We start from the raw sequence: 25,682 nt of genomic DNA on the forward strand, positions 1-25,682 counted from the left end.
GTGTCGCGTGCATGGAGGCGGATTACGTCATCGTAGGCGGCGGCAGTGCGGGTTGCGTTCTGGCCGCGCGCTTGTCCGAGGACCCGAACACCTCGGTCATCCTGATCGAGGCGGGCGGTGGCGGGCGTGACATCTTCATCCGCGCGCCTGCTTTGCTGGCCACGATGGTGTCGGGCCGACCGCGCATCAACAACTGGGCATTTCAGACGGTTCCGCAACCGAGCTTGAACGGGCGGCGCGGGTTCCAGCCGCGTGGCAAAGCCTTGGGCGGCTCATCTGCCATCAACGCGATGCTCTACGTCCGCGGCAACCCGACAGATTATGACCACTGGGCCGATCTTGGCTGCGACGGCTGGGATTGGGAGAGCGTGAAGCCCCTGTTCTTGCGCGCCGAAGGCTTTCAAGGCGGGGCTGGGCCGCACCACGGCGCGGATGGCCCCTTGCAGGTGCGCGCCCAATCCGCGCCGCGCAAGATCAGCCGCGCGTTCGTTGACGCCTGCGAGCAATGCCAGATCCCGCGGTGCGACGATTTCAATGAAGGCGCGCCGGATGGGGCGGGCCTTTACCATGTCACGCAATTCCACGACGGGCCGCAGGCAGGGGAACGATGCTCTGTCGCGGCGGCCTACTTGTTCCCGGCGATGGGGCGACCCAACCTCACGGTTCTGACGCGCATGCTTGTCGAGAAGGTGGTGATCGAGGATGGCCGCGCGACTGGTATCAAAGTGCGCCGCAAGGGACGTCGGCACGCCATCCGGGCGCGTCGTGACGTGATCCTGTCGGCTGGAGCGTTCGGCTCACCGCAGATCCTGATGCTCTCCGGGGTTGGGCCGGAGGACCAGTTGCGCGCCCACGGGATCGACCCGGTCCATGTATCCGAAGGCGTCGGAAAGAACCTTCAGGACCATCTTGATCACGTCATCTCCTACCGCTCGCCCCGGCGCGATGTTGTCGGGCTCAACCCGCGTGGCTTGGGCCGCTTGGGCAAGGCCGCGCTTCGGTGGCGCACGACGGGCGAGGGGCTGTTTGCGTCGCCCATGGCCGAGGGCGGGGCATTCCTGAAATCCGATCCGGCGCTCGACCATGCCGATCTGCAAATCCATTTCGTGATCGGGATCGTCGATCAGCACATGCGCAAACTTCATGGCGCGGACGGTTTCTCGGCCCATATCTGTGCGCTCTATCCCCATTCGCGGGGCGAGGTCGGACTGACCAGTGCGCAGCCCGGCTCTCCGCCCCGGATCGACCCGAAATTCCTGTCCGACCCGCGTGACCTTGCGGTGATGATCAAGGCGGCCCGGCAACTCGAGACGATTCTCGGGGCCGAGGCGCTGGCGCCGTGGCGGAGCAAGCGGCTTTATCCCAACGATGGCAGCGATGCCGCGCTCGAAGCCGATATTCGCGCCCGGGCCGACACGATCTATCACCCTGTCGGGACCTGCCGGATGGGCGATGATGCCGAGGCGGTCGTGTCCCCTGATCTGCGGCTGAACGGCGTTGAAGGGCTGCGCGTTGTCGATGCCTCGGTGATGCCGCGCATCGTCGGAGGCAACACGAACGCGCCGACGGTGATGATCGCGGAAAAAGCCGCCGACATGATCCGCGCTGGCGTCTGAGTCCTGTTTTTCTTGCAACTGTTCGATTGCCGGGTGCTACACTCCGTCGCGGGAGGGGCGGGCCAAGGTCCGGCCACCGGGGAAACAGGAACCAAGGAAACGACCAAATGCTCAACGAGTTCAGGGATTTCATCGCGCGCGGCAACGTCATGGACATGGCCGTGGGTATTATCATCGGCGCGGCCTTCACCGCGATCGTCACGTCGCTCGTGGGCGACCTCATCAACCCGATCATCGCGCTTTTTACCGGCGGTATCGATTTCTCGGGCTGGTTCTATGCGCTCGATGGTGAAAGCTACGCGTCGCTGGCCTCCGCGCAGGAGGCCGGCGCGCCGGTCTTTGCGATTGGCAATTTCATCATGGCGGTGATCAATTTCCTGATCGTGGCCTTCGTCGTCTTCATGCTGGTGAAAACGGTGAACCGCATCAAGGAAGCGACCGCGAAAGAGGCCGAGGACGCCGGCACCGAGGCCGAGACGCCGAAAGGCCCGACCGAGTTGGAAGTCCTGCTGGAAATCCGCGACGCGCTGAAAACGAATTGATGCATCTTGCGTGCAATGAACAGGCCCGCCGCTTTCGGCGGGCCTGTTTTGGGTGCTGTCAGGGACCTCAGGCGCTCGCGAGGCGGGGGCCACGAGGGCGCAGGTACCAGTACCAGACGCGATAGGCCTCAAGCGCGATGAGCGGCGCGAAATGGACGATCGCGGCGCCGGGATGATCCCAATTATGCAGGGCGGCCCAGTGCAGCAGCGTGAACACAGCCGCCACATAGGTGGTGCGTTGCAGCGTTTTCCAGTGCTTGCCCATCAGCCGCTGCGCGTAATCCATGGAGGTGATGGCCAGCGGGACAAAGATCAGGAAGGCGATCCAGCCCGCCCAGATATAGGTGCGTTCCAACTCACCCAGCACGCGGGTCATGCTGCCCTTGTCGATCAGGTAGAATACCGTGTGCAGCGCGGCATAGCCAAAGGCCGCAACGCCAAGGTAACGGCGGTTCTTGCGCAACCAGCGCGGCCCGCGCCAGCCCTTGAACAGCAGCATAAGCGGGGTCGCCATCATCGTGACGATCAAGAGGCGCGCCGCCCATTCGCCGGTCGGGTGCACGAGAATGTGGATGATGCGCTCATTGGTCGAGGTCATCGCCTCGTAGGTCCAGAGCACCGGGGGAAGGCTGAGCAATGCCCAAAGCCAATACGGGGAAAGACGGTTCAACATCGGGAAAACTCCGGCGGGATGCAGGTGGCAATATTGGTCCCACGCATCCGCCGGAGGATTCCGTCGCGGTCAGGTCAGTTTTTCACGATCAGGCTGGGCGAGGTCACGTCGATCCCGAGGGCCTTGCCGACCTCGTAATTCGTCAGTTTGCCCTCGTGGGTGTTCAGGCCGGCCAGCAGATGCGGATCGTCGATGCAGGCCTGCCGCCAGCCCTTGTCGGCGATATCCAGCATGAAGGGCATGGTCGCATTGCCAAGCGCCAGCGTGGAAGACCGGGCAACTGCGCCGGGCATGTTGGCGACGCAATAATGGATGATGCCGTCCACCTCGTAGATCGGGTCCTGGTGCGTCGTGGCGTGCGAGGTTTCGAAACACCCGCCCTGGTCGATCGCGACATCCACCATGACCGCGCCGTGCTGCATGCTGGCCAGTTGCGCGCGGCTGACCAGTTTGGGCGCGGCGGCACCGGGGATCAGGACCGCGCCGATGACCATGTCGACTGTCGGCAGGGCCTCGGCCACGGCTTCGGCGCTGGCATAGCCGGTACGAAACTCAGCGCGGAACAGGTCGTCGAGCTGGCGCAGGCGCGGGAGGGAGCGGTCGAGCACGGTGACCTCGGCCCCCATCCCCGCCGCGACGCGTGCTGCCTGCGTTCCGACAACCCCGCCGCCGATCACGAGGACACGCGCGGGCGCAACACCCGGCACACCGCCCATCAGCACGCCGCGCCCCCCATTCGCCTTTTGCAGCGCCCAGGCGCCCATCTGCGGCGCGAGTTTGCCCGCGACCTCTGACATGGGGGCGAGCAACGGCAGCCCGCCGGTGGGGGCCGTGACGGTTTCGTAGGCGATGGCGGTCACGCCGCTGTTCAGCAGGTCATGGGTCTGGTCCAGGTCGGGCGCGAGGTGGAGATAGGTGAACAGGATCTGGCCTGCGCGCAGGCGCTTGCGCTCGACAGCCTGCGGTTCCTTGACCTTCACGATCATTTCGGCGCGCTCGAACACCTCGCCCGCCGTGCCAACGATCTCGGCGCCAATCGCGCGGTAATCGTCATCTTCGAAGCCCGCGCCCGCGCCTGCGCCTGTCTCGATAAGGACGCTGTGCCCGTGGGCGATGGCCTCGTTCGCCGCGGCCGGCGTCAAGCCTACGCGGTATTCCTGCGGTTTGATCTCTTTCGGGCAACCGATCAGCATGGAAACCTCCCTTTCCGTCTGTCTGTGCCGATCATCGCGCAAATCACGATCACATGCTTTGAAACCTGCCCGGTATCTGGCATGGGTAGCGCACGAATTTCCGACGGGAGAGAATAATGGCGCAAGAAATTCGCGCTTTTCCAGAATTGGACGATATGGACCGTGCGATCCTGCGCGTATTGCAGCGCGATGGCCGGATGACTCATGCCGAGTTGAGCGACAAGGTGCATCTGTCCCCTTCGGCCTGTCACAGGCGGGTGCAACGGCTGGAATCGGCCGGGGTGATCCGCGATTACGTGGCGCTGCTGAACCCGAGGGCCGTGGGGCGGGTGACAACGGTTTTCGTCGAGATCAGCTTGCAGGGGCAATCGGACGAGATCCTCGACGCTTTCGAAAAAGCCGTGGCGCGGGTGCCGGACGTTTTGGAATGTCACCTGATGGCGGGCACGGCGGACTACATGCTGAAGGTCGTGGCGCGCGATTCCGAGGATTTCGCGCGGATCCATCGCCAATCGCTCGCCCGTCTGCCCGGGGTGGCGCAGATGCAGTCGAGTTTCGCTTTGAAGACGGTGTTCAAGACAACCGCTTTGCCGGTTTGAGGGATTTCGCCTGCTGACGCAGGTGACCCGTGCGAGGGGGCTGTCTGCCCCCTCGCGCTCCCCCGAGCATATTTGCCGGGATAAAGATGGATCAGACCAGCGCGCCGAGGGCGAGGAAGGCGGCGATGCCGCTGACGATGGCCCAAAGCGGGCTTTTGAGGATGTAGCCCACGGTGATCGTCACGCCGGCCGCGCCCAGGCGCGTCGGGTCCAGTTGCCCCCCGGTGGCTTCGGGCCAGACGACAAGCGGCGCCACGAGGGCCGGAAGGATCGCGACCGGCGTGTAGCGCAGGTGCCGCAGCAGCCACTCGGGCAAAGGCCGGTCCCCGATCAGCCCGAGGAAGGAAAAGCGGATCAAGAACGTGCCCGCGCCAAGCGCGGCGATGATCCCCCAGATCTCGGCATCGGTGAAATTCATTGGAAGGTCCCCGCGCGGGTCATGCGGCGTTCGACCTCGGCGCCGACGATCATGCCGCCGAGGCCGCCGACAAGGAGCCCCAGGTTCCAGGGAAGGCCGGCGGCGAGAAGCGCGAGGGTGATCGCGGCGAGGGCGGCGGCGACATGGGCCATCGTGCGCAGTCCGGGCGCGACAAGGGCGAGGAAGGTGATCGGCACGATGAAATCGAGGCCCCAGTCGGCGGGGATGGCGCTTCCGGCGAGGATCCCGGCGAGCGAGGCAAGATACCAGAGCGGCACAATGGGCAGGCAGGCGCCGAAGAAGAAGGCGACCTTCTCTGCAAGGGGCGCTTTGGGCGCGTCCTCGTAGCGTTGCACGGCGAGCGCGTAGGTCTGATCGACGGTCAGATAGGCAATCAGCGCGCGTTTCCAGATCGGCGCGGCCCCGAGATGTGGCGCGAGGGAGGCCGAATACATCGCCATGCGCAGGTTCACCGCCAGCGCCGAGGCGACGGCGACGAAGGCAGGCGCATTCTCGGTCATCAGTTGCAGGGCGGCGAATTGCGAGGCCCCGGCGATGACGAGGAAGGAAAAGCCCATCACCTGCCAGAGGTCGAGACCGGCCTCGGTTCCGACCACGCCGAAGAGCGCGCCGAAGGGCACGACGACGATGATGAAGGGCGCGGCATCGCGCGCGCCGCGCCAGAAGGCGGCGCGGAGGGAATTGGCAGATGGCATGACGTGGTCTACCCCTGTGTTTCCGGCGGGTTAGACCGGTCCGGCGCGGGATGCAAACGCGCAATGGTGATGCGGAGGATGACGGCATGTCATGGCGGTTGAAATGAGCGGAATGCCTTGCGTCATCCTTGCCGGGGGCGAAGGGCGGCGCCTTGGAGGTGGCAAACCTTTTGTGAGCCTCGCCGGGCGGCCTCTGGTGTCACATGTTGCAGGTCGGATGGCGTCGCAATGTGCGGCGCTGGCCGTAAATGCGTCTGATCCCGGTCTGTATCGATCCCTTGGCATGCCGGTCATTCCTGATGCCGTGCCGGGGCAGGGCCCCCTCGGGGGCGTGCTGGCCGCGATGGATTGGGCGGCGGCTTGTGGCGCAGACCGCGTCGTTACCGTGGCTGTCGACACACCTTTTCTACCGCGGGATCTGGTCGCGCGCCTGGAAGCGGTGCAAGCCTCGGCGGTTGTGGCGGAAACAGACGGTGGGCTGCATCCGGTCATTGGGCTCTGGTCGGTCGATTTGCGGGACGATCTGCGTGCCGCGCTGGGAAAAGGGGCCCGCAAGGTGCGGGTCTGGGCAGAAAGTGTCGGAGCACGGATCGTGCGGTTCGACGACGCGGACGCGTTCTTCAACGTGAACACAGCCGAAGATCTGGCACAGGCCGAAGCGATGCTGATGGCGCAGGCGATGGCGTTTGACACGATTCTCGTGGTCGACTGGTCGGCCCGTGCCGCGCCATCGCCTGCGAAACCCAGCAAGGATGCGATTCATATAGGCATGGTCCGGGATGGGCGGATCACGGGCAGCTACCACCGCACGCGTGCCCATGCGATGCGCTGGTTGACCGGGCTTCTGGATGGCGAGAGGCGGGCCGGCCGCCGGGTGCTGGCGGCGTTCGATTTCCCCTTTGCCTATCCGGCGGGGTTCGGGCGGGCGGTCACCGGCTCGGATGATCCGCTGGCGATCTGGGCCGATCTGGCGGACCGGATCGCGGATGATGAGCGCAATGGCAACAACCGCTTCGAGGTGGCGGCTGATCTCAATCGGTTGTTCGGGCAGGAGGGGCCGTTTTGGGGCCATCCGCAGGGGCGCGAGATCCCGGACTTGCCGTTTCACAAACCTACTTATGCCGGGTTTCCCTTCGACGAGCGGCGCGGGATCGAGCGGCTGATCCCCCGCGCAAAGACCTGTTTTCAGCTCTTGGGGGCGGGCTCGGTCGGGTCGCAGGCGCTCTTGGGGATTCCGCGCTTGCAGGCCTTGCGGATGCGGTATGGCGATGACCTTGCGGTGGCGCCGTTTCAGTCGGCCGGCGCGCCGATCGTTCTGGCCGAGGTGTACCCCGGCCTGATCGACGAGGCGATCAAGGCGCAGGTTGGCCCCGGCGACATTCTGGATGCCGTGCAGGTGCAGTCGATGGCGCGGGCCTTGTCGCGCCTTGCGCCGGAGCGGTTGAATGCGTTGCTGGCCGAGGGCGACCCGGTCGAGGGGTGGATCCTTGGTCACGGGCACGAGGCCGCGCTTGTCGAGGCTTTGGGGTGAGGTCGCGTCATCCCCTGTTCGGCCTTGCGCTGGCCGCGTTTGGGGCCTTGGCCCTGACCCCCGACACGCTTCTGATGCGCATCTCGGGGATGAGCGGCGTGCAGATGATGGGCTGGCGGGGCACCCTGATGGGGGTGGTGATGCTGGCGACATGGGCGGTCTTGCACAGGGGACACCTACGTGCGGACATCAGGGCATTGGCGACGATTTCGGGGCTTGGCGTGGCGCTGTCGCAGGCGGTGAACGGGGCATTTTTTGCCATCGGGATCGCCATTGCACCTGTGACGGTGGTCTTGCTGGGCGTGGCCACGGTGCCGGTCTTTGCCGCCGTGTTTTCACGCCTGATGCTGGGGGAGCCGACAAGCCGTGCGACATGGGCCACCATCGCCGCGGTGCTGGCAGGCATCGCGTTGGCCATCCTGGGAAAGCCCGACGCCAGTGCGCCTTGGGATGTGGCCAGCCTGCTGGGCGGGGCGATGGGATTGGGGGTGGCCGCCTGCCTCGCCTTTTCCTTCGTGCTGATCCGGCGGGCGGGCGGGTTGCCCATTCTGCCCGCCGTGGGCACAGGGGCATTGATGGCGGGGTTGGTGGGCGTGGCGATCACAGGACCCGCGCAGATGGGGCAGGGGGCGGTCTGGGCCATCGCGATCACCGGTGTTGTGATCCTGCCCGTAGGGTTCTTTGCGCTGTCGCTGGCCTCGCGGCACACGGCTGCGGCGAATGTGTCGCTTCTGATGCTGCTGGAAACGGTGCTTGGCCCGCTTTGGGTCTGGCTGGGCTATGGCGAGGCGCCGACCCCGCTGATGTTGGTGGGCGGGGCCATCGTGATCGGCAGCCTCGCCCTTTATCTGTTGCGGCAACGCCGGGGCGCCTGAGCCTTACTGCAAATCGGCAAAGGCGCTTTGCAGGCGGCCGGCCGCGTCTTCGATCACCGAGCGCGGCGCGGCGAGGTTGAAGCGCATCCAGGTCTCGCCGCCCTTGCCGAAGGTCGGGCCATGGTTGGCGGCGATGCCGGCCTCTTTCTCCACCCGGGTGGTGAATTCCTCGCGGCTCATGCCGGTGCCCGAGAAATCGACCCAGGACAGGTAAGTGGCTTGCAGCGGCATCGAGGTGACACCGGGAATGGCGGCGATGCCCGCATCGAACACCTCGGCATTGGCGGCGATATAGGCCATCAGGTCATCCACCCAGGCTGCACCCTCGGGCGAATAGGCGGCGGTGACCATGTGCAGGCCGAAGCTGTTGGGCGACATGCCAAGGGCCATCATCCGTGCGCCGAAGCGCGCGCGCAGATCTGGGTCGGGGATGATCACGTTGCCAACATGTGCCCCCGCGATGTTGAAGGTCTTGGTGGCCGCCGTCATCATCACCAACCGGTCATCCAGCCCTTCGATCCTGGCCATCGGGATGTGCGACTGCCCCGGCATCACGAGGTCATGGTGGATTTCGTCCGACACCACGATCAGGTCATGGCGGCGCGCGAACTCGGCCACGCCCTCCAACTCCTCGCGGGTCCAGACGCGGCCGCCGGGGTTATGGGGCGAGCAGAAGACCAGCATCTTCTCATTGCCGGTCATCTGGGCGTCGAACGCCTCGAAATCGAGGCGGTAGGTGCCATCCTCGATGGGCATCTGCAATTCCCGCAGGTCGCGGTTCGAGGCGCGAATGACCTTAGCGAACGCGTGATACACGGGCGTGAACAGAACCACGCCGTCGCCTTCCTTCGTGAACGCATCGAGGCACATCGCGGTGCCGTTCACCAGGCCATGTGTCGTGAAGATCCAATCCGGGTCCACCGCCCATCCGTGGCGGTTTTCCATCCACCACTGGATCGCACCCTTGTAGGCGCTGTCATCGCCGAAATAGCCGTAGATGCCATGATCGAGCATCCCGCGAACGGCCTCCTGCACGCAGTTGGGTGGCCGGAAATCCATATCGGCGACCCACATGGCCAAACCTGTATCCGGGGAGACGCCGTAGAGCGTGTCCATCATGTCCCATTTCACGCAATGGGTGCCGCGTCGGTCGATGATCTCGTCGAAACTCATGTAAGTGCCCCTGGACTCCGCTTCGTTCGCATTTTCCCCAAGAAGCAGAATGATGATCCTATTTCAATACGCATTATTGGAACAGGTGTTCTGCATTGTGCTCATAGATGGGAAAAGATGACTTTCAGGTGTTTCGCGTCTCGCGCGATGCCTGTGAATTTCTCCGGCCTTGCTGGCGGAAGGTCAAGCCATAGGGTCGCGGTCAGTTGCGACCGCGTGCCGGATCGCCTATCTCACCAGCATGCAAAGGCCCATCTTGATCCATCCCGACCCACGCTTGAAAAAGGTCGTCGCCCCCGTGCCCGATTTGTCGGACGAGTTGCGGGTGCTGGCCGATGACATGTTGGAAACGATGTATGGCGCGCCGGGTATCGGCCTCGCGGCGCCTCAGATCGGTGTTATGACCAGCCTGATCGTTCTGGATTGTGCCAAGGGCACGGACGAAGCCGCCGCGCCGCGACCGCTCGCCATGTTCAACCCCCAGATCGTCGCGCAATCGGACGAAACCAGCGTTTACGAAGAGGGGTGCCTGTCCATCCCTGAAATCTTCGCGGATGTCGAACGCCCTGCCGAGGTGACCGTCGAATGGATGGATCCAAACGGCAACGCGCAGCGCGAAACCTTCGACGGGCTGTGGGCCACTTGCGTGCAGCACGAAATCGATCACCTCAACGGCAAGCTGTTCATCGACTATCTCAAGCCGTTGAAGCGACAGATGATCACCCGCAAGATGGTCAAGCTCAAGAAAGAGCGCGCGCGGGAAGCCGGCTGATGGCGGTGCGCCCGGTCGTCCTTGCCCCGGACCCGGTGTTGTCGCAGGTCTGCGCGCCGGTCGAGCGGTTCGATGGCGCGCTGGGCGACCTGGCGATGGACCTGATTCAGACGCTCTATGCCGCCGAGGGGCGAGGGCTTGCCGCGCCGCAGATCGGTGTGGCCGCGCGCATTTTCGTCATGGACACAACATGGAAAGAGGGGGCGCCAAGCCCCATGGTTTTCGTGAACCCCGAGATCATCGCGGCCGCGACCGAAATGGCCGAGTACGAGGAACGCTGCCTGTCGATCCCCGGCCAACCTGTGCGCATCAAGCGGCCCCGTTGGGTCGAGTTGCGGTGGCAATCGCTTACGGGCCAAACGCAACAGGCGCGGTTCGGCGGGTTCGACGCGGTCTGCGTCCAGCACGAGCGCGACCATTTGGACGGCATTCTCATCACCGATGGTATGGCGGCATGACGGCGCGTCCGTGCATCCCCTGGCCCGACAAGCGGCTGCGCACCCCGGCCGAGCCCGTGGGTGAGATCACCGACAAGATCCGCGCGATCTGGGACGACATGATCGACACGATGGAGGCGATGCCGGGCGTCGGCCTCGCCGCGCCGCAGATCGGGGTGATGCTGCGCCTCGCCGTGGTCGATGCCAGCGACGAACGCGGCTTTGCCGTTCGGCTGGCCGACCCTGAGATCGTGGCATCTGGCCCCGGAACCCGCCCGCATGACGAGGCCAGCCCGAACCTGCCCGGCGTCAGTGCAAAGATCATCCGCCCGCACCCGGTGACCGTGGCCTTCACCGATCACCACGGCATGCGGGTGCGCCGCGAGTTCACCGGGCTTTGGGCCACCTCGGTTCAGCACCAGATCGATCATCTGAACGGGCGCATGTACTTCGACAACCTGTCCAAGGTGAAGCGCGACATGCTGCTGCGCAAAGCGAGGAAGACCGCCTGATGCGCGTTATCTTCATGGGCACGCCTGATTTCTCGGTTCCCGTCCTCGATGCACTGGTGGCGGATGGGCACGAGATTGCATGCGTCTATTGCCAGCCGCCCCGTCCCGCCGGGCGCGGCAAGAAGGAACGAAAAAGCCCGGTGCACCTGGCTGCCGAGGCGCATGGCTTGCCCGTCCGGCATCCCAAGAGCCTGCGAAATGACGAGGCGCAGAAGGAATTCGCGGCCTTGGACGCAGATCTGGCCGTGGTCGTCGCCTACGGTCTGATCCTTCCGCAGCCCGTTCTGGATGCGCCGAAACAGGGGTGCCTGAACATCCATGCCAGCCTTCTTCCGCGCTGGCGCGGGGCGGCGCCAATCCAGCGCGCGATCATGGCCGGCGATGCAGAGACCGGCGTCTGCATCATGCAGATGGAGGCGGGCCTTGATACCGGCCCCGTTCTTTTGCGCCGCGCCATCCCCATAGGGGCCGAGGAAACCGCCGCCGAGTTGCATGATCGCCTGTCGATCTTGGGCGCCGAGGCGATCCTTGAGGCGCTGCACCAGCTGCCTGACCTGACGCCGGAGCCCCAGCCCGAGCAGGGCGTCACCTATGCCGAGAAGATCGACAAGGCCGAGGCCCGCATCGACTGGGCCGATCCCGCCGAGACCGTTGATCGCAAGATCCGTGGTCTCTCGCCTTTCCCGGGGGCTTGGACCATGATCGACGGCAAGCGGGTGAAACTGCTGGCCTCGCGCATGGCAGATGGCAGCGGCACAGCGGGTGAGGTTCTGACCGGTTTGACCATCGCCTGTGGCCGAGGTGCGGTCGAGGTCACGCGCGTTCAGCCCGAGGGTAAAGCGCCCATGGCGGCCGGTGATTGGCTGCGCGGGGCGCGGTTGACGCCCGGAACGGTGTTGGGCGCTGAACAAGGGGAAGGTTGAGATGATCCTGTTTTCGTTCTTCGGCTCGCTGATGCTGGCCGGTATCGTCGCCTTCCTGTTCGAAAAATGGGGCTGGACGCACAATGGCATTGTCCCCTCGGTGCTGATCGCCTTTGGTGCCGTGCTGGTCCTCTATTTCCTGCGGTCGCTGTTTCACCTCAGTCTCGGATCGCCGGGTGTCGACGCCATCGTGGGCGCGGCGGCGGCGTTGATCCTGATCCCGACCGAGGCCGCGCAGCGTCGCCGGACCCGGAACCGCGACCGACGTCGCTAACGCGCACGAGCAACCGCGTTTTGCGGCGGCGCAGCACTTGCGCTTGCGCGCGCAGCATTCTATCCCTCGGCGCGACTCTTACGAAATATACTGTCGCATACACCCGAGGAGCCGCCATGAGCTTTCGCATCCAGCCGCAACCCGTCGCCCGCCCCAACCGTTGCCAGCTGTTCGGCCCGGGGTCGCGCCCTGCGATCTTTGAGAAAATGGCGAGTTCCGATGCGGACGTGATCAACCTCGACCTCGAGGATTCGGTCGCCCCCGATGACAAGGACGCGGCCCGCAAGAACGTGATCGAAGCCATCGGCAGCGTCGATTGGGGTAACAAGACGCTCAGCGTGCGGGTCAACGGCCTCGACAGCCCCTACTGGTATCGTGACGTGGTCGACCTGCTGGAACAGGCCAGCGAACGGCTGGACCAGATCATGATCCCCAAGGTCGGCAATGCGTCCGATATCTACGCGGTCGACGCGCTGGTCACGTCGATCGAGGCGGCCATGGGCCGGACCAAGAAGATCGGCTTCGAGGTCATCATCGAATCGGCCGCCGGCATCGCCCATGTCGAGGAAATCGCGGCTTCTTCGCCCCGCTTGCATGCCATGAGCCTGGGTGCCGCCGATTTCGCGGCCTCGATGGGGATGCAGACCACCGGCATCGGTGGCACGCAGGAAAACTACTACATGCACCACGAGGGCAGCCGCTATTACAGCGATCCGTGGCATTGGGCGCAGGCGGCCATCGTCGCGGCTTGCCGCACCCATGGGGTGCTGCCGGTCGACGGCCCGTTTGGTGATTTCTCGGATGATGAGGGCTTCCGTGCGCAGGCGCGCCGCTCGGCTACGCTGGGCATGGTCGGCAAATGGGCGATCCACCCCAAGCAGGTGACGCTGGCCAACGAGGTTTTCACCCCGTCGGAGGAAGCCGTGGCCGAGGCGCGCGAGATCCTGGAGGCGATGGAAAAGGCCAAGGCCGAAGGCGCGGGGGCGACCGTCTACAAGGGCCGTCTGGTCGATATCGCGTCCATCAAGCAGGCCGAGGTGATCGTCAAACAGGCCGAGATGATCGCGGCCAGCTGACAGGAAGATTGTTCTCGAACAATCTTCGGCGCCGAAAAACCTTCGTGATGGTTTTTCCGGTCCAAGCACCTGATCCAAGCCGCGGCCCGTGCCGCGGCTTGTTGCATCCGGCCAGCGCCCCAGCCATATAACGCGGGATGCCACGCAACGGATGAACGCCGCCATGCACTATCTCGACTTCGAAAAACCGCTCGCTGAAATTGAGGGGAAGGCCGAGGAACTGCGCGCGCTTGCCCGCCGCAGCGAAGGGGCCAATGTCGCGGACGAAGCGGCCGCCCTGGACCGCAAGGCCGCGGACATGCTGGTGGATCTCTACAAGAACCTCACGCCCTGGCGGAAATGCCAGGTGGCGCGCCATCCGCAGCGCCCGCATTGCGAGGCCTATATCAAGGCGCTTTTCACGGAATACACGCCGCTGGCCGGGGACCGGAACTTTGCCGATGACCATGCAGTCATGGGCGGACTGGCGCGGTTCGACGATCAGCCCGTCGTGGTGATCGGCCATGAAAAGGGCCACGACACCAAGACCCGGATCGAGCGCAATTTCGGCATGGCCCGGCCCGAGGGTTATCGCAAGGCCGTGCGCCTGATGGATATGGCCGATCGTTTCGGCCTGCCGGTGATTACGCTGGTCGACACGCCCGGTGCCTATCCTGGCAAGGGCGCGGAGGAGCGCGGCCAGTCCGAGGCCATCGCCCGGTCGACCGAGAAATGCCTGCAGATCGGCGTGCCCCTGATCTCCATCATCATCGGCGAGGGCGGTTCAGGCGGCGCCGTGGCCTTTGCCACCGCTGACAAGCTCGCGATGCTGGAACACTCCGTCTACTCGGTCATCTCGCCCGAAGGCTGCGCCTCGATCCTCTGGAAGGATGCCGAGAAGATGCGCGAAGCCGCCGAGGCGTTGCGCCTGACAGCCCAGGACCTGCACAAGCTTGGGGTCTGCGACCTTGTCATCAAGGAGCCGACGGGCGGCGCGCAACGCGATACCGAGGCGACGATTGCCGAGGTCGGCAAAGCCATCCGCTCGATGCTGGCGCAACTGAAGGACGCCGGAGGCGCGGATCTGATTGCATCGCGTCGCCGCAAGTATCTCGACATGGGGTCGAAGGGGCTGGCTGCGTGATCTCTCGCCGGGCTTTGCTTGCGCTTGTGCCTGTCTCTCTGCTGTCCTGGCCCCGCGCCGCGACCGCGCTGGAGCTTGGAGCCATGACACCTGTCACAGATCTCGACTGGTCCTACCTCGCCGACACCGTCATGGGCGGTGTTTCGCAGGGCCAAGCCCGGCTCGAAGGCGGGGCAATCCGCCTGACCGGAACGGTTTCCACTGAGAATCGGGGCGGTTTCATCCAGACGCGGACGGCGCTGCCCGAAGGGTTGTCGCCCGGAACGACCGCTCTGCGCCTTCGGGTGCGTGGCAACGGCGAACGCTATTTCATTCACCTGCGCACGACGCGCACGCGGCTCCCTTGGCAATACTATCAGGCGGGCTTCGTGGCCGGCTCGGACTGGTCGGACGTGACACTGCCCCTTGTCGATTTTGCGCCGTCAGGCCGGCTCATGCGGGCGCGCATCGCCCCGGAAGAGGTGCGCTCGATTGGCCTCGTCGCGTATGGCCGCGACCACGAGGCGGATGTGTCCCTGAGCGAGATCGGCGCGGCCTAGCCCGCGCCCTTGATCCATGCGCCGATGGTGAAGCTGGCGACCGCAGCGGTCAGCAGGATCAACCCGATATAGAGCGCGCTCAGCCCGTCGCGGCAGAACCCGCCCCCATTGCCACATTCATACATATTACCGGTCAGGGAGTAGCCCGCGAGCACGGCCAGAAGCAGCAGGAAGATCGCGCCTGCCGCGAAAAAGAAAAGGCTCAGGACGCGGGCTACCACATGCGCCCTTTCGCACGGTCCGGATAGGTCCGGTCGTAGGTTTCGGCATCAAAGCCTGCGTCCATCTCGCGGTTCATCTGGCCGGCGGTGGGAACACGCGCGCTTTCGTCCCCCCGCACCCACAAGCCCGAGCGCATCAGGGCCTTGGCGCATTGGTAATAGACCTCCCCGATCTCGACGATGATCACGCTTCGGGGATGCTTGCCGCGCTGTTCGAAACGTTCGGTCATCTCGGGGTCGGCGGTCAGCCGGGCGGTGCCATTCACCCGGACGACATTGTTCGACCCGGGCACCATGAACATGAGGCTGACGCGCCCATCGCGCACGATGTTGCGCAGGCTGTCGATCCGGTTGTTTCCGCGCCAGTCGGGCAGGGCGAGGGTGCGGGCATCCAACACGCGCACCACCGGGCCGTCATCGCCTCGGGGGCTGCCATCGGTGCCCTCCGGTCCAACGGTTGTCAGGATGCAAAACCGCGCGGCCTCGACCCATGTGCGATAGAGCGGCGTCAGGTGGTCGGCGACCTTGGTCAGTGCGGCGGGTACGATCTCGGCATCGTAGACGGTTTCGAGATCTCGAAGCGTCTCAATGAATTTCATTCTGACCTCTTCCGGAATCCGGCCTCCGCCATCAGCGCGTCCGAGGCCGTTTCGACCTCGTGCGTCAAGCGGGCCATGAAGTCATTGGTCGGCAGGCCCGGCTCGATCCGTGGAAGGAACTCCACCACCGCCAGTCCCGGTTTGCGCAGGATGCCGTGGCGGGGCCAGAAGACGCCTACGTTGGTGGCGACCGGCACGCAGGGCTGCCCCAACTCGCGGTAGAGGACCCCGCTGCCGATCTTGTAAGGAACATCCACGCCGGGGGCGACGCGGGTGCCTTGGGGATAGATGATCAACTGCCCCGGTTCCTGCCTGCCGGATTGAACGCCCGCCATCATCTGCTGGATGGCCTGTGCCCGCTTGCCCCGGTTGACCGGAACACAGCCGATCCGCAGGGCGTATTGCCCAAGGATCGGAGCATACATCAATTCGCGCTTCATGATGAACTTGCCGCGCGGAATGGCGTTGTAGATCAGGATGATGTCAAGGAACGACTGGTGCTTGGCGGCGATCAGAACCTCGTCTGTCGGTGGTGTGCCTCGCACCTCCGATCGCAGATTCACCATCCATCGCGCCGTCCAGATCACCCATTTGCAATAAGCGTGGCAGGCAGCGTGCGCACCGGCGCGGCTGACCATCGCCCAAGGCAGGTAGATGATCGCGATGATGGGCATGGCGCCGTACATCTGGATGATGAAAATCAGGGATCGAAGCCACTGGATCATTGCAGGCCTCTCAAGGTGCGCAAGGCCGCGACGCGTGTCGCGATAAAGGCGGTGATGGCCGCAAGGACCGGAATGACCAAGGGCCACAGCCATTGCGACCCCGCGAAACCGAGGCCGGTCAGGAAGCTGTCGCTGTCGCCTGCGCCCGGTAGCAGCAAAACGGCGACCATGCCGAGCGCTGTTCCCGCCGACGCCCCCGTCAGCGCGCGCAAGGTGAAGCGACGCACGAAGGCGCGCGCGATGTAGGAATCGCGCGCGCCCACCAGCCGGGTCACGCGAATGACCTGCTCGTTCGCGGCGAGGGCCGATTGCGCGGCCAGCGTGACCATGGCCCCCGTCGCGCCGAGGATCAGCACCAGAGAAACCCAGCCGAGCAGCCGCAGGCGTCCGGCGGCTTCGACCAGCGGGCGGCGCCAGCGCGTGTGATCGTCCAGCACGGCGCCCGGCGCCTCGGCGGCCAGACGTTGGCGCAGCCCGTCGCCGTCATAGCCTTCGGCGGTTTCGCTGACCTCGATCAAGCGCGGGATCGGCAGATCGTCCACTGGAAGTTCGGGGCCAAACCATGGCTCCAGCAGGGCCTGTTGTTCCTCGTCTGTCAGGGCGCGGGCCGACTCGACCCCGGGGGTCTGTTCCAGCACCGTGAGGACCGCCCAGGTCTGTGCTTCCAATTCGGCTGCGGGGGCCGAGATCCGAATGGTCGAGCTGCGCGCCAAGGCGTCCGACCAGCGGTCGGCCAAACGGCCCGACGCCATGGACAGCGCCATCGCGAAGACGGCGAGAAAGGCCATCGCCGCCGAGGTGGCGAGCGACAGGCGCGCGGCCTGACCCGTGCGCGGCACCACCCGGTCGGCCTGCGCGTCGCCCTCGAGAAGGGCCAGGATATCGCCGAGCGCGGTCACAGATCCGCCCCCGCGACCGTCACATGCCCACCCTGAATGCGCAGCACGCGCGCCTGGACCTGGCTTTTGGCGGCCCGGATCAAGGCGAGGTCATGGGTCGCGATCACCACCGTCTTGCCCATGCGGTTCAGTTCCACCAGCAGCTGCAACAGCCGCAGCGACATGTCCCAGTCCACGTTGCCCGTAGGCTCATCCGCCAAGATGACATCCGGGTCCATGATGATCGCCCGGGCCAGCGCCGCGCGCTGCCTCTCGCCCCCCGACAATTCCGGGGGCAGGGCATGTGCGCGCGATTTCAGACCGACCCAGCTGACCAGTTCGGACAGGTTGGCGGCCTGATCCGGCGTCGCGCGGCCCGATACGGTCAAGGGCAGCGCGATGTTCTCGGAGGTCGGCAGATGGTCGAGAAACTGGCAATCCTGATGCACAACGCCGATCCGTCGGCGCAAGTCGGCCACCCCGTCGCGGTCCAGCGCGGCGGCGTCCACGCCGAGGAGTTGGATACGCCCCGCCGTTGGCAGCAATTCGGCATAGCACAGCTTGAGAAAGGTGGTCTTTCCCGCCCCGGATGGGCCGGTCAGGAAATGAAACGATCCGGGCTGGAGTTGCAGCGACAGGTCGGCCAGCAAGGGCTCGGTCCCGTAGCCATAGGCGGCCTCCTCCATCACGATCACGTCTGAACCCTCGCACCTGTTCTTGGTGTTGTCTTGCAACGGATGCGCCCCTGTTGCAATCGGCGGCTGGGTCGCAAGTCTGCGCGGCGAAGCTGCAACGCGAAAAATCCACGGGAAAAGCGATGCTTGGAAAGCTTGGGGGGCGTTGCTACAAGTTATCAACAGCGCGGGTTGCAGGGCGCGTGCCGATGCCCCGAAACCCCGACGGAGGACCTGGGTCTCATGCGGTTGACGTGCCCGAATTGCGGCGCCCGATACGAGGTGGATGACAGCCTGATCCCGGCCGAGGGTCGGGATGTGCAGTGCTCCAATTGCGCGACCACCTGGTTCCAACCCGGTCGCAGACCCGCCGTCGAGCCCATGCCTGAGCCGGAGCCCGAGGCGCCCCGGCCACCCCAAGACATCCCCGAACAGGCCGATGCGTCCGAAGCGCCCGCAGACGAGACAGCGGCCCCGGACCCCGAGACAGGTGAAGAGACGCCCGCCGTGCGGGAGCGTCGGTCGATCGATCCCGCCGTGCGCGATATCCTGCGGCAGGAAGCCGATCGTGAGGCGCGGTTGCGCCGGGGCGAGCCGGACCCGGTAGAGACCCAATCGGAAATGCCGCTCGATCAACCCGAGGATGCAGCGCGCGCGCGCCGGCCGGGTCACGACGCGGACCTCGAAAATGCGCAGGAGGCCTTCGAAACCCCAGCATCGGGCCGGGACAGCCAAACCGACGGGGCGCGCCGCGATCTCCTCCCGGATATCGAGGAGATCAATTCCACCCTTCGCGCCACCGGGGACAGGGCCGCCACCGAGGAGGATGCAAGCGACATTGAGACGGTCGATGCCTCGTTCCGCCGTCGCCAGGGCGTTCGGATCGGGTTTGGCCTGACGGTGATGGTCGCCGCCATGCTGGCATGGCTTTACGTCAATCACGAGCGTGCGATCGGCTGGCTTCCCGCTGCCGAACCGGTGATCGAGCGGTATGTCGGCTTGATCGACACGGCCCGCTTCACCCTGGATCAGACCGCGCGCGATCTGGTCGGGACCGACGAGACCGCCGAGTAAGCCAAGCCTTAGAACTGGTCGAGAAGTCGGCGCAGGTAGTCGAGTTCGATCTGGGGACGTTCCTGTTCCGAGGACCGACGACGCAACTCGTCCAGCAACTCGCGTGACCGCCGGTAAAGCTCCTCGCGCGTTTCCATGTCCTCGTCCGATCCCATCGAGCCCGAGTTTCCGGCCTGACGCCCCAACGGGTCTTGCAGCGGGCGGTCGGGCGCCATGGATCCTTCGGCTTGCCCCTGGCCCGCCTCACGCCCTTCGTCCTGCGCCAAGGCGCGGCCCAGTTCCGTCATTCCTTCGCGCAGGCCTTCCATCGCCTCGGATTGCAGGTCGAGCGCCCCGGCGATGTCGCCGTTTTCCAGGGCTTCGGCGGCTTCGTCCATCGCGCGGCCCGCCTCGTCCAACTGGCGCAGCGCCTCGTCGCCAGCTTCGCTGCCGGTGCCGGGCAGGCGACGGGCCTGTTCCTCCAATTGCCGGCGCAGCGCCTCTTGCCGTTCGGCCAAGGTCATGCCGTCATTCTCGCCGCCCTGGCCCGCGCCTTGCTGATCACCGGGCATCTGCCCGTCCTGTTGCTGGCCCGGTTGCTGGCCTGGCTGCCCCGGCTGTTGGCCGGGTTGCTGACCTTGTTGCCCGGGCTGTTGCTGACCGGGCTGCTGGCCCTGCTGGCCGGGTTGTTGCCCCGGTTGCGGTTGGCCTTGGGGCTGGCCGCCGAACTGCTCCTGCAATTCGCTGAAACTGTCGTCCGAGAGTTCCTGCTGTTCGCGCAGCGTGTCCTGAAGCCCCTCCATCGCCTGCTGGCCGGGAGTTTGCGGCCCGTCCCCGCCCTCGCCTTGCGTGATTTCCATGTTTTCCAGCATCTGCTGGAGCGCATTGAGCATTTCCTGCGCCTCGGCGGTGCGGCCTTCCTGCATCAGCTCTTCGATCCGGCGCAGCATTTCGTCGAGGTCCGCCATGGACATTTCCATGCGCTCGCCTTGGTCGGGCTGGTCAGTGCCGTCACTCGGTTCGGCATTCTCGGCCAGTTGCTGCATGTAGTCGTTCATGGCCTCGCGCAGTTCCTGCATCAGCTGCGCGATTTCCTCGTCGCTGGCGCCCTGTCGCATGGCCTCGGACAGACGCTCCTGCGCGCGCCGAAGTCGTTCCAAAGCATCGTCCAGATCGCCGTCTTCCAGCTCAAGCGCGGCGTTCCAGAGGATGTCCGCCACTTGGTCGCGGGTCTCGGCGCTGATCGAGTCGATGCCCGATTCCAGCCGACGGATTGCGGTGCGCAGTTGCAGGTAAACGCCCTCGTCGAGGTCGTCCTCGGGGTGGAAGGTGATGGCGCGCAACAGATCCGCTGCGCGTTCTGCATTTTCGCGGTTCCAAAGGATATCGCGGCGCATCTCGATGATCGCGTTTGCCAGCGGGTCGAAAAAGCGGCGGCCGGGCAGGCGCGGCACGTTATAGCTGACCGTCCCGATCTGGCCCGCATCATCGGTGACGGTCAGAGTCAGGCTGACGGGCAGGTTGGCGAAGGGATGCTCGGACAGGTCTTCGACCATCACCTCTGTAAAGTCCTCGCGCCCGCCGCGAAACGGCATCGGCAGGTCAAGCACCAGCGGCTCGCGCGGTTCGGGATCGATGCGCAAACCATAGCGGCGGTCGGCTGCCTCGGCGTCCAGGCGCAGGGTGGCGGTGCCCGAAACGACCCCGTAATCATCGGACGCGGTGTAGCTCAACTGCATCTGGCCCGGGGGACCCGGTTCCACCTCGCCCTCCAACGCGACTGACGGAGGGGCATCGGCCAGCATCGAAATATCCCAACTGCGCGCGCCCGAGGGGCCGTAGATCGACAGGCTGCCCGAGCGGGCCAGCGTCACATTGCGCGACAGGGAGGGCTGATCGCCGGCCGGGGGCAGGTCGCCAATATTTGTCTCAACCGTGATCTCGCCGGGGTCGCCATAGAAACGCAGGCTGATGCGCGACCCGGCGGGCGCCTCGAACCTCGCGGCGGTGATATCGGCGAGGTAAAGGGAAGGCAGCCCGGTGTAGATCGGCGGCTCCACCCAGCCCTCCCAGGACGGCCCGCTGGCAGAGGCTGCGCCAGGTCCAAGCACAACCGCTTCGCCGAGCTCGGACACGCGCCCGAGCGTGCCGAACAGCAGGGCCATCGCAAGCGCCGTCGCCGCCATGTAACGCAGGGCATAGGGGTCGCGGTCAGACAGGCGCAGATCGGGTTGCGGGGCGTGGGCGTGGCTGGCGCGTTCGGCCATGCGCGCCACATGCGCGGCCCAGACCGATTGGCTGGCCGGGTCGTTCGCGCCCACGGCGGGGTGGTCCATCAGCGCCGTGATCGGCCGCCCCGGCATGGTCGCGTCCAGCCGCTCCAGCGCTTCGCTGCGGCTCGGCATGCGGAACCGGCGCAGGCCATGGAGGACCGCCCAGATGAGGCCGACAGCCAAGAGGCCGATCACGGCCCAAAGCTGCATCTGTGTCAGGGCCGTGGCGAGGCCGAAGGCAAAGCCTGCGACGGTCAGAAACAGGAGTGACCAGAGCGGCCAGAAGGCCCGCGTCGCACGTTCGGCCACCATCCCCAGTCGCGTCAGGCGAAGGGGCCAGATCAGGCGCTGCAGGGCTGCCTCTCTCGGGGTGGTGTCTTCGGTCACGAATTCCCTTTCGGGGCGGGATCGCCCCGTCTGCCGGGCCTCATAGCCACTCGGGAACAGTATCGCGTTTGATGATCTCGTCAAATGTCGGACGCGCCCGGATGACAGCGAAGTGATCATCCTTCACCAGGACCTCGGGGATCAGGGGGCGCGTGTTGTATTCCGAGGACATGACCGCTCCGTAGGCCCCGGCCGAGCGGAAGGCCACCAGATCGCCCTCGGCCATGGGGGGCAGGTGGCGTTGCTTGGCGAAGGTGTCACCGCTCTCGCAGACCGGGCCGACCACGTCGAAGGGGCGCTGTTCCACGCCTGCCGCAGGCTCTTCGACCGGCACGATATCGTGCCAAGCGCCATACATGGCAGGGCGGATCAGGTCGTTCATCGCAGCGTCGAGGATGAGGAAATCGCGCCCCTCCCCTTCCTTGACGTAGATCACGCCCGCCACCAGCAGGCCCGCGTTGCCCGAGATCAGGCGCCCCGGCTCGATCTCGACCTCGACGCCGAGGTCGCCGACGGTGCGCTTGATGACGTCGCCGTATTCGATGGGCAGGGGCGGCGCGCTGTTCGACCGCTCGTAGGGGATGCCGAGGCCGCCACCAAGGTCCAGGCGCCGGATGTCATGGCCATCGGCGCGCAGGGTCCGGGTCAACTCGGCCACTTTTTCATATGCGATCTCGAAGGGTTCGAGGTCGGTCAACTGGCTGCCGATATGGACGTCGATGCCGATCACCTCCAGCCCGGGCAGGGCGGCCGCCTCGGCATAGACCTCTCGGGCGCGGGCGATGGGGATGCCGAACTTGTTCTCGGATTTGCCGGTGGCGATCTTTTCATGCGTGCGGGCATCCACGTCCGGGTTCACCCGGATCGTGACGGGCGCGACCTTGCCCATCTCGACCGCGACGCGGGACAGGCGGCGCATTTCGGGCTCGCTTTCGAGGTTGAACTGCCGGATGCCGCCGTCCAGCGCCAACCGCATTTCGTCCTCGGTCTTGCCGACGCCGGAGAAAACGATCCGCTCACCCGGCACGCCGGCCGCTTTCGCGCGCAGGTATTCCCCGCCCGAGACAACATCCATCCCGGCCCCAAGGCTGGCGAGGTGTGTCAGCACCGCCTGGTTGCCATTGGATTTCACGGCGAAGCACACGAGATGATCCAGACCATCCAGCGCTTCTTCGAACAGGCGGTAATGGCGGGTCAGGGTTGCGCAGGAATAGACGTAGAACGGCGTGCCGACCGTCGCCGCGATCTCGCGGATCGGCACATCCTCGGCATGCAATGTGCCGTCGCGATAAAGAAAGTGATCCATGGGTCCGACCTTTTGGCGCCTGGGCGCAACCTGTCCGCGCGAGGCCGCATACCATCCTGCGCAGCACAATCAAATAGGCTGGACGGCGCCCGCGTCCCGGCTAACCTTGGCGCAACACCAGCAGAGGGGAAGACCATTGTGAAAACCGCGATCATCGAGGCCCATGGCGGCCCGGAAAAATTCAAGATCGTCGATCTCGAGGTCGGGGACCCCGGCCCGGGCGAAATTCGCATCCGCCACAAGGCGGTGGGCCTGAACTTCATCGATTGCTACCAGCGCTCTGGCCTTTATCCCATGGAACTGCCCCATGCGTTGGGGATGGAGGCCTCGGGCGTGATCGAAGCGGTGGGCGAGGGCGTGACGCATCTCAAGGTCGGCGATCGCGCCGCCTATGCGGCCCAACCCCCGGGGGCCTACACCGCCGAACGCGTGATGCCTGCGGCCCAGGTCTGCCCGTTGCCGGATGCCATCAGTTTCGAAGAAGGCGCGGCGATGATGCTGAAGGGGCTGACAGTTCAATACCTGTTCCGGCGCACGACCCCGATCGCGGCGGGCGACACCGTGCTGTTTCACGCCGCTGCCGGGGGCGTGGGGCTGATTGCCTGCCAATGGGCCAAGTCGGACGGCATCCGCCTGATCGGGACCGCAGGCACCGATGCCAAGTGCCAGTTGGCGCTCGACCATGGGGCCGATGCCTGCATCAATTACCGCGACGAGGATTGGGTCGCCCGGGTCAAGGAACTGACCGATGGCAAGGGCGTGGACGTCGTGATGGATGCCGTGGGCGCCGACACGTTCGAGGGGTCCCTCGACAGCTTGCGCCCCTTGGGCTTCATGATTTCCTTCGGCAATGCGTCCGGTCCGGTGCCGCCCTTTGCCGTTGCCACGCTGGGGGCCAAGGGATCCCTCAAGATCACGCGGCCGACGCTGTTTACCCATATCGCCGATCACGAGACCTGCCAGCAGATGGCGCGCGACCTGTTCGAAAAGGTCGAGGCGGGTGATGTGCAGATCCGCATCGACCAGCGTTTCCCGCTGGAGGACGTGGCCGAGGCGCATCGCGCGCTCGAGGCGCGCAAGACCACCGGGTCGACAATCCTGACCCTGTGAGGACGACCCGCGTCATTCACACTGTCTCGGCCCATGCGGCGGGCGAGGTCGGCGACGTCATCACCGGCGGCGTCGCCCCGCCGCCGGGCGATACGCTTTGGGAGCAGCGCCGCTGGATCGCCGAGGACGGCACCCTGCGGGCGTTGATGCTGAACGAGCCGCGCGGTGGCGTCTTTCGCCACGTGAACCTTCTGGTGCCGCCGAAGGACCCGCGCGCGGATGCGGGGTTCATCATCATGGAGCCCGCCGATACGCCTCCGATGTCGGGGTCCAACTCCATCTGCGTGGCGACTGTCCTTTTGGAAACCGGGATCGTCGCGATGCAGGAGCCGGTGACGGACCTGACGCTGGAGGCCCCCGGCGGGCTGGTTCATGTCCGCGCCACCTGTGAGAATGGCAAGGTCACCCGTGTGGCGGTCGAGAACCTGCCAAGTTTCGCGGTGGAACTGGACGCGCGCATCGATGTGCCGGGGGTAGGGCCGCTACGCGTCGACACGGCCTTCGGGGGTGACAGTTTCGTCATCGTCAATGCCGCCGATATCGGGCTGGATCTTGTCCCCGGAAACGCCCGCGCGCTTGCCGAATTGGGTGTGCGGATCACGACTGCCGCCGACGCGGCGTTTCGGTTTGACCACCCCGACAGGCCCGATTGGGGGCATCATTCCTTCTGCCTGTTCGCTGGAGACCTGGAAAAAGCCCCAGACGGGCTGCGCGCCCGGTCGGTCGTGGCCATCCGCCCCGGCAAGATTGACCGCTCGCCGACTGGCACGGCGGTCTCGGCGCGCATGGCGGTTCTTCACGCCAAGGGGCAGATGGGCGTCGGCGATCGTCTGACCGGCGTTTCGATCCTCGACACCGAATTCGAGGGGCGGATCCTCGGTGAAACGCATGTTGGCATGCGCTCGGCCATCCGGCCCGAGATCTCCGGACAGGCCTGGATCACCGGCACGCATCAGCACATGCTTGACCCGTCCGACCCGTTCCCGCTGGGGTATCGCCTCTCCGACACCTGGCCGGGGGCTTAGGCCGCCACGCGGCCCGGGCGCGCCTTGAGGAACAGGGCTAGCGGCAAGCCGCAACTCACGCCGATACCATAGGTCGCGGGGATGACGAGCAGGAACACCCAGTCCTTCTTGGTAAAGGCCTCTACCAACGCCCAGATGGTCAGCGCCACGGCGGCAATGGTCAGGTCGTAAACCAGCGCGGTGGTGGCGTCGTTGACGTACCAGGCGTCGATCATCGGCCCCAGCGACCAGCCGTTTTCCGCGAACCAGGCGTAGAAATACGTCCAGGGCAGGATCGCCCCGATGATGACGAGAAGAAGATAGACATAGCGCATGGATCACCCGTTCTTGGCCACGATCACTCACTTAGCGGTCTGAGCCCGCAGGTCACCCCCGCAACGACCGCAGGTCAAGACCGGCGCATCAGCGGGAATGGGCGGAACCGGTTTCAGACAAAAAG

The 25,682-nt window shown here is 65.5% G+C and carries 29 protein-coding genes; 16 read left to right on the forward strand and 13 right to left on the reverse strand.

All coding sequences use genetic code 11. The features are described from left to right. The first annotated feature begins 11 nt into the window (after nucleotides 1–11). On the forward strand, nucleotides 12–1,616 hold the full coding sequence (locus KUV65_RS11050; RefSeq protein ID WP_222190582.1) for a GMC family oxidoreductase: 1,605 nt from the start codon (nucleotides 12–14) through the stop codon (nucleotides 1,614–1,616). A 107-nt stretch (nucleotides 1,617–1,723) separates the two neighbouring features. Further along, complete coding sequence (mscL, locus tag KUV65_RS11055) at nucleotides 1,724–2,158, forward strand: large conductance mechanosensitive channel protein MscL (protein WP_222190584.1); 435 nt, start codon at nucleotides 1,724–1,726, stop codon at nucleotides 2,156–2,158. Nucleotides 2,159–2,225: 67 nt separating this feature from the next. On the opposite strand, the gene KUV65_RS11060 is transcribed toward mscL, so the two are convergent. Then, nucleotides 2,226–2,831 (reverse strand): sulfite oxidase heme-binding subunit YedZ, encoded by a 606-nt coding sequence (locus tag KUV65_RS11060; protein ID WP_222190586.1) that lies wholly within the window; start codon nucleotides 2,829–2,831, stop codon nucleotides 2,226–2,228. 74 nt (nucleotides 2,832–2,905) lie between these two features. Further along, the gene (ald, locus tag KUV65_RS11065; RefSeq protein ID WP_222190589.1) at nucleotides 2,906–4,024 is read right to left on the reverse strand and encodes an alanine dehydrogenase; all 1,119 of its coding nucleotides are present in this window, start codon (nucleotides 4,022–4,024) and stop codon (nucleotides 2,906–2,908) included. A gap of 116 nt (nucleotides 4,025–4,140) precedes the next feature. Between ald and KUV65_RS11070 the strand changes: the two genes are divergently transcribed. After that, nucleotides 4,141–4,623 carry an Lrp/AsnC family transcriptional regulator gene (locus KUV65_RS11070; RefSeq protein ID WP_222190591.1) on the forward strand — a complete coding sequence of 161 codons (483 nt, stop codon included), beginning with the start codon at nucleotides 4,141–4,143 and terminating at the stop codon, nucleotides 4,621–4,623. Between the two features lie 91 nt (nucleotides 4,624–4,714). Here KUV65_RS11070 and KUV65_RS11075 read toward each other — a convergent pair whose 3' ends face one another. Together KUV65_RS11075 and KUV65_RS11080 are read right to left on the reverse strand one after the other, a co-directional pair. Further along, nucleotides 4,715–5,041 carry an AzlD domain-containing protein gene (locus KUV65_RS11075; protein WP_222190593.1) on the reverse strand — a complete coding sequence of 109 codons (327 nt, stop codon included), beginning with the start codon at nucleotides 5,039–5,041 and terminating at the stop codon, nucleotides 4,715–4,717. Beyond that, a complete protein-coding gene (locus KUV65_RS11080) occupies nucleotides 5,038–5,757 on the reverse strand; it encodes an AzlC family ABC transporter permease (RefSeq protein ID WP_222190595.1) in 720 nt (239 codons plus the stop codon). Before KUV65_RS11080 ends, KUV65_RS11075 begins: the two co-directional genes overlap by 4 nt. 112 nt (nucleotides 5,758–5,869) lie before the next feature. On the opposite strand from KUV65_RS11080, the gene mobA reads away from it, so the two are divergent. Further along, nucleotides 5,870–7,288, forward strand: a complete 1,419-nt coding sequence (gene mobA / locus KUV65_RS11085; protein WP_261331778.1) for a molybdenum cofactor guanylyltransferase MobA — start codon at nucleotides 5,870–5,872, stop codon at nucleotides 7,286–7,288. Then, complete coding sequence (locus KUV65_RS11090) at nucleotides 7,285–8,163, forward strand: DMT family transporter (RefSeq protein WP_222190598.1); 879 nt, start codon at nucleotides 7,285–7,287, stop codon at nucleotides 8,161–8,163. Before mobA ends, KUV65_RS11090 begins: the two co-directional genes overlap by 4 nt. Before the next feature lie 3 nt (nucleotides 8,164–8,166). Here KUV65_RS11090 and KUV65_RS11095 read toward each other — a convergent pair whose 3' ends face one another. After that, nucleotides 8,167–9,336 carry a MalY/PatB family protein gene (locus tag KUV65_RS11095; protein WP_222190600.1) on the reverse strand — a complete coding sequence of 390 codons (1,170 nt, stop codon included), beginning with the start codon at nucleotides 9,334–9,336 and terminating at the stop codon, nucleotides 8,167–8,169. Nucleotides 9,337–9,577: 241 nt separating this feature from the next. Here KUV65_RS11095 and def (KUV65_RS11100) point away from each other — a divergent pair, with 241 nt between their 5' ends. The 8 genes from def (KUV65_RS11100) (at nucleotide 9,578) to KUV65_RS11135 (ending at nucleotide 14,992) form a co-directional block, all read left to right on the forward strand. After that, a complete protein-coding gene (gene def / locus KUV65_RS11100; protein WP_222190602.1) occupies nucleotides 9,578–10,108 on the forward strand; it encodes a peptide deformylase in 531 nt (176 codons plus the stop codon). Continuing rightward, on the forward strand, nucleotides 10,108–10,566 hold the full coding sequence (gene def / locus KUV65_RS11105; RefSeq protein ID WP_222190604.1) for a peptide deformylase: 459 nt from the start codon (nucleotides 10,108–10,110) through the stop codon (nucleotides 10,564–10,566). Before def (KUV65_RS11100) ends, def (KUV65_RS11105) begins: the two co-directional genes overlap by 1 nt. Continuing rightward, entirely contained in the window at nucleotides 10,563–11,057 is a 495-nt protein-coding gene (gene def / locus KUV65_RS11110; protein WP_222190606.1) for a peptide deformylase, read from the forward strand. Before def (KUV65_RS11105) ends, def (KUV65_RS11110) begins: the two co-directional genes overlap by 4 nt. Next, nucleotides 11,057–11,980, forward strand: a complete 924-nt coding sequence (gene fmt / locus KUV65_RS11115; RefSeq protein ID WP_222190608.1) for a methionyl-tRNA formyltransferase — start codon at nucleotides 11,057–11,059, stop codon at nucleotides 11,978–11,980. Before def (KUV65_RS11110) ends, fmt begins: the two co-directional genes overlap by 1 nt. Before the next feature lies 1 nt (nucleotide 11,981). Further along, nucleotides 11,982–12,254, forward strand: a complete 273-nt coding sequence (locus KUV65_RS11120; protein WP_222190610.1) for a hypothetical protein — start codon at nucleotides 11,982–11,984, stop codon at nucleotides 12,252–12,254. Nucleotides 12,255–12,370: 116 nt separating this feature from the next. After that, nucleotides 12,371–13,330: an L-malyl-CoA/beta-methylmalyl-CoA lyase gene (locus tag KUV65_RS11125; protein ID WP_222190612.1), complete on the forward strand. Its 960-nt coding sequence runs from the start codon at nucleotides 12,371–12,373 to the stop codon at nucleotides 13,328–13,330. Nucleotides 13,331–13,418: 88 nt separating this feature from the next. Continuing rightward, nucleotides 13,419–14,453 carry an acetyl-CoA carboxylase carboxyltransferase subunit alpha gene (locus KUV65_RS11130; RefSeq protein WP_445159134.1) on the forward strand — a complete coding sequence of 345 codons (1,035 nt, stop codon included), beginning with the start codon at nucleotides 13,419–13,421 and terminating at the stop codon, nucleotides 14,451–14,453. Between the two features lie 83 nt (nucleotides 14,454–14,536). After that, nucleotides 14,537–14,992: a CIA30 family protein gene (locus KUV65_RS11135; protein WP_222190614.1), complete on the forward strand. Its 456-nt coding sequence runs from the start codon at nucleotides 14,537–14,539 to the stop codon at nucleotides 14,990–14,992. Here the strand turns inward: KUV65_RS11135 and KUV65_RS11140 are convergent. From KUV65_RS11140 to KUV65_RS11160, 5 genes are read right to left on the reverse strand one after another with little or no spacing between them, the layout of a single operon-like run. Continuing rightward, nucleotides 14,989–15,213 carry a hypothetical protein gene (locus KUV65_RS11140; RefSeq protein WP_222190616.1) on the reverse strand — a complete coding sequence of 75 codons (225 nt, stop codon included), beginning with the start codon at nucleotides 15,211–15,213 and terminating at the stop codon, nucleotides 14,989–14,991. The genes KUV65_RS11135 and KUV65_RS11140 overlap by 4 nt on opposite strands. Next, nucleotides 15,207–15,812: a pyridoxamine 5'-phosphate oxidase family protein gene (locus tag KUV65_RS11145; RefSeq protein WP_222190618.1), complete on the reverse strand. Its 606-nt coding sequence runs from the start codon at nucleotides 15,810–15,812 to the stop codon at nucleotides 15,207–15,209. The genes KUV65_RS11140 and KUV65_RS11145 overlap by 7 nt, the downstream gene beginning before the upstream one ends. Then, nucleotides 15,809–16,537, reverse strand: coding sequence for a lysophospholipid acyltransferase family protein (locus KUV65_RS11150; protein WP_222190620.1), 729 nt, complete (start codon nucleotides 16,535–16,537; stop codon nucleotides 15,809–15,811). Before KUV65_RS11150 ends, KUV65_RS11145 begins: the two co-directional genes overlap by 4 nt. Next, a complete protein-coding gene (locus tag KUV65_RS11155; protein ID WP_222190622.1) occupies nucleotides 16,534–17,436 on the reverse strand; it encodes a cell division protein FtsX in 903 nt (300 codons plus the stop codon). The genes KUV65_RS11150 and KUV65_RS11155 overlap by 4 nt, the downstream gene beginning before the upstream one ends. Further along, nucleotides 17,433–18,101, reverse strand: coding sequence for a cell division ATP-binding protein FtsE (locus KUV65_RS11160; RefSeq protein WP_222191266.1), 669 nt, complete (start codon nucleotides 18,099–18,101; stop codon nucleotides 17,433–17,435). Before KUV65_RS11160 ends, KUV65_RS11155 begins: the two co-directional genes overlap by 4 nt. Nucleotides 18,102–18,332: 231 nt before the next feature. On the opposite strand from KUV65_RS11160, the gene KUV65_RS11165 reads away from it, so the two are divergent. Next, the gene (locus KUV65_RS11165) at nucleotides 18,333–19,163 is read left to right on the forward strand and encodes a zinc-ribbon domain-containing protein (protein WP_222190624.1); all 831 of its coding nucleotides are present in this window, start codon (nucleotides 18,333–18,335) and stop codon (nucleotides 19,161–19,163) included. An 8-nt stretch (nucleotides 19,164–19,171) separates the two neighbouring features. Here KUV65_RS11165 and KUV65_RS11170 read toward each other — a convergent pair whose 3' ends face one another. Next, nucleotides 19,172–21,802: a TIGR02302 family protein gene (locus KUV65_RS11170; protein WP_222190626.1), complete on the reverse strand. Its 2,631-nt coding sequence runs from the start codon at nucleotides 21,800–21,802 to the stop codon at nucleotides 19,172–19,174. Between the two features lie 40 nt (nucleotides 21,803–21,842). Further along, nucleotides 21,843–23,108 carry a diaminopimelate decarboxylase gene (gene lysA / locus KUV65_RS11175; protein ID WP_222190628.1) on the reverse strand — a complete coding sequence of 422 codons (1,266 nt, stop codon included), beginning with the start codon at nucleotides 23,106–23,108 and terminating at the stop codon, nucleotides 21,843–21,845. 138 nt (nucleotides 23,109–23,246) lie between these two features. On the opposite strand from lysA, the gene KUV65_RS11180 reads away from it, so the two are divergent. After that, entirely contained in the window at nucleotides 23,247–24,218 is a 972-nt protein-coding gene (locus tag KUV65_RS11180) for a quinone oxidoreductase family protein (RefSeq protein WP_308124634.1), read from the forward strand. After that, nucleotides 24,215–25,243 carry a trans-3-hydroxy-L-proline dehydratase gene (locus KUV65_RS11185; protein WP_222190632.1) on the forward strand — a complete coding sequence of 343 codons (1,029 nt, stop codon included), beginning with the start codon at nucleotides 24,215–24,217 and terminating at the stop codon, nucleotides 25,241–25,243. The genes KUV65_RS11180 and KUV65_RS11185 overlap by 4 nt, the downstream gene beginning before the upstream one ends. Here KUV65_RS11185 and KUV65_RS11190 read toward each other — a convergent pair. Beyond that, the gene (locus KUV65_RS11190; RefSeq protein ID WP_222190634.1) at nucleotides 25,240–25,557 is read right to left on the reverse strand and encodes a DUF2834 domain-containing protein; all 318 of its coding nucleotides are present in this window, start codon (nucleotides 25,555–25,557) and stop codon (nucleotides 25,240–25,242) included. The genes KUV65_RS11185 and KUV65_RS11190 overlap by 4 nt on opposite strands. Nucleotides 25,558–25,682 lie beyond the last annotated feature (125 nt).

The organism is Maritalea mobilis (assembly GCF_019800885.1).
GTDB classification, from domain to species: Bacteria; Pseudomonadota; Alphaproteobacteria; order Rhodobacterales; family Rhodobacteraceae; genus Roseibacterium; species Roseibacterium beibuensis.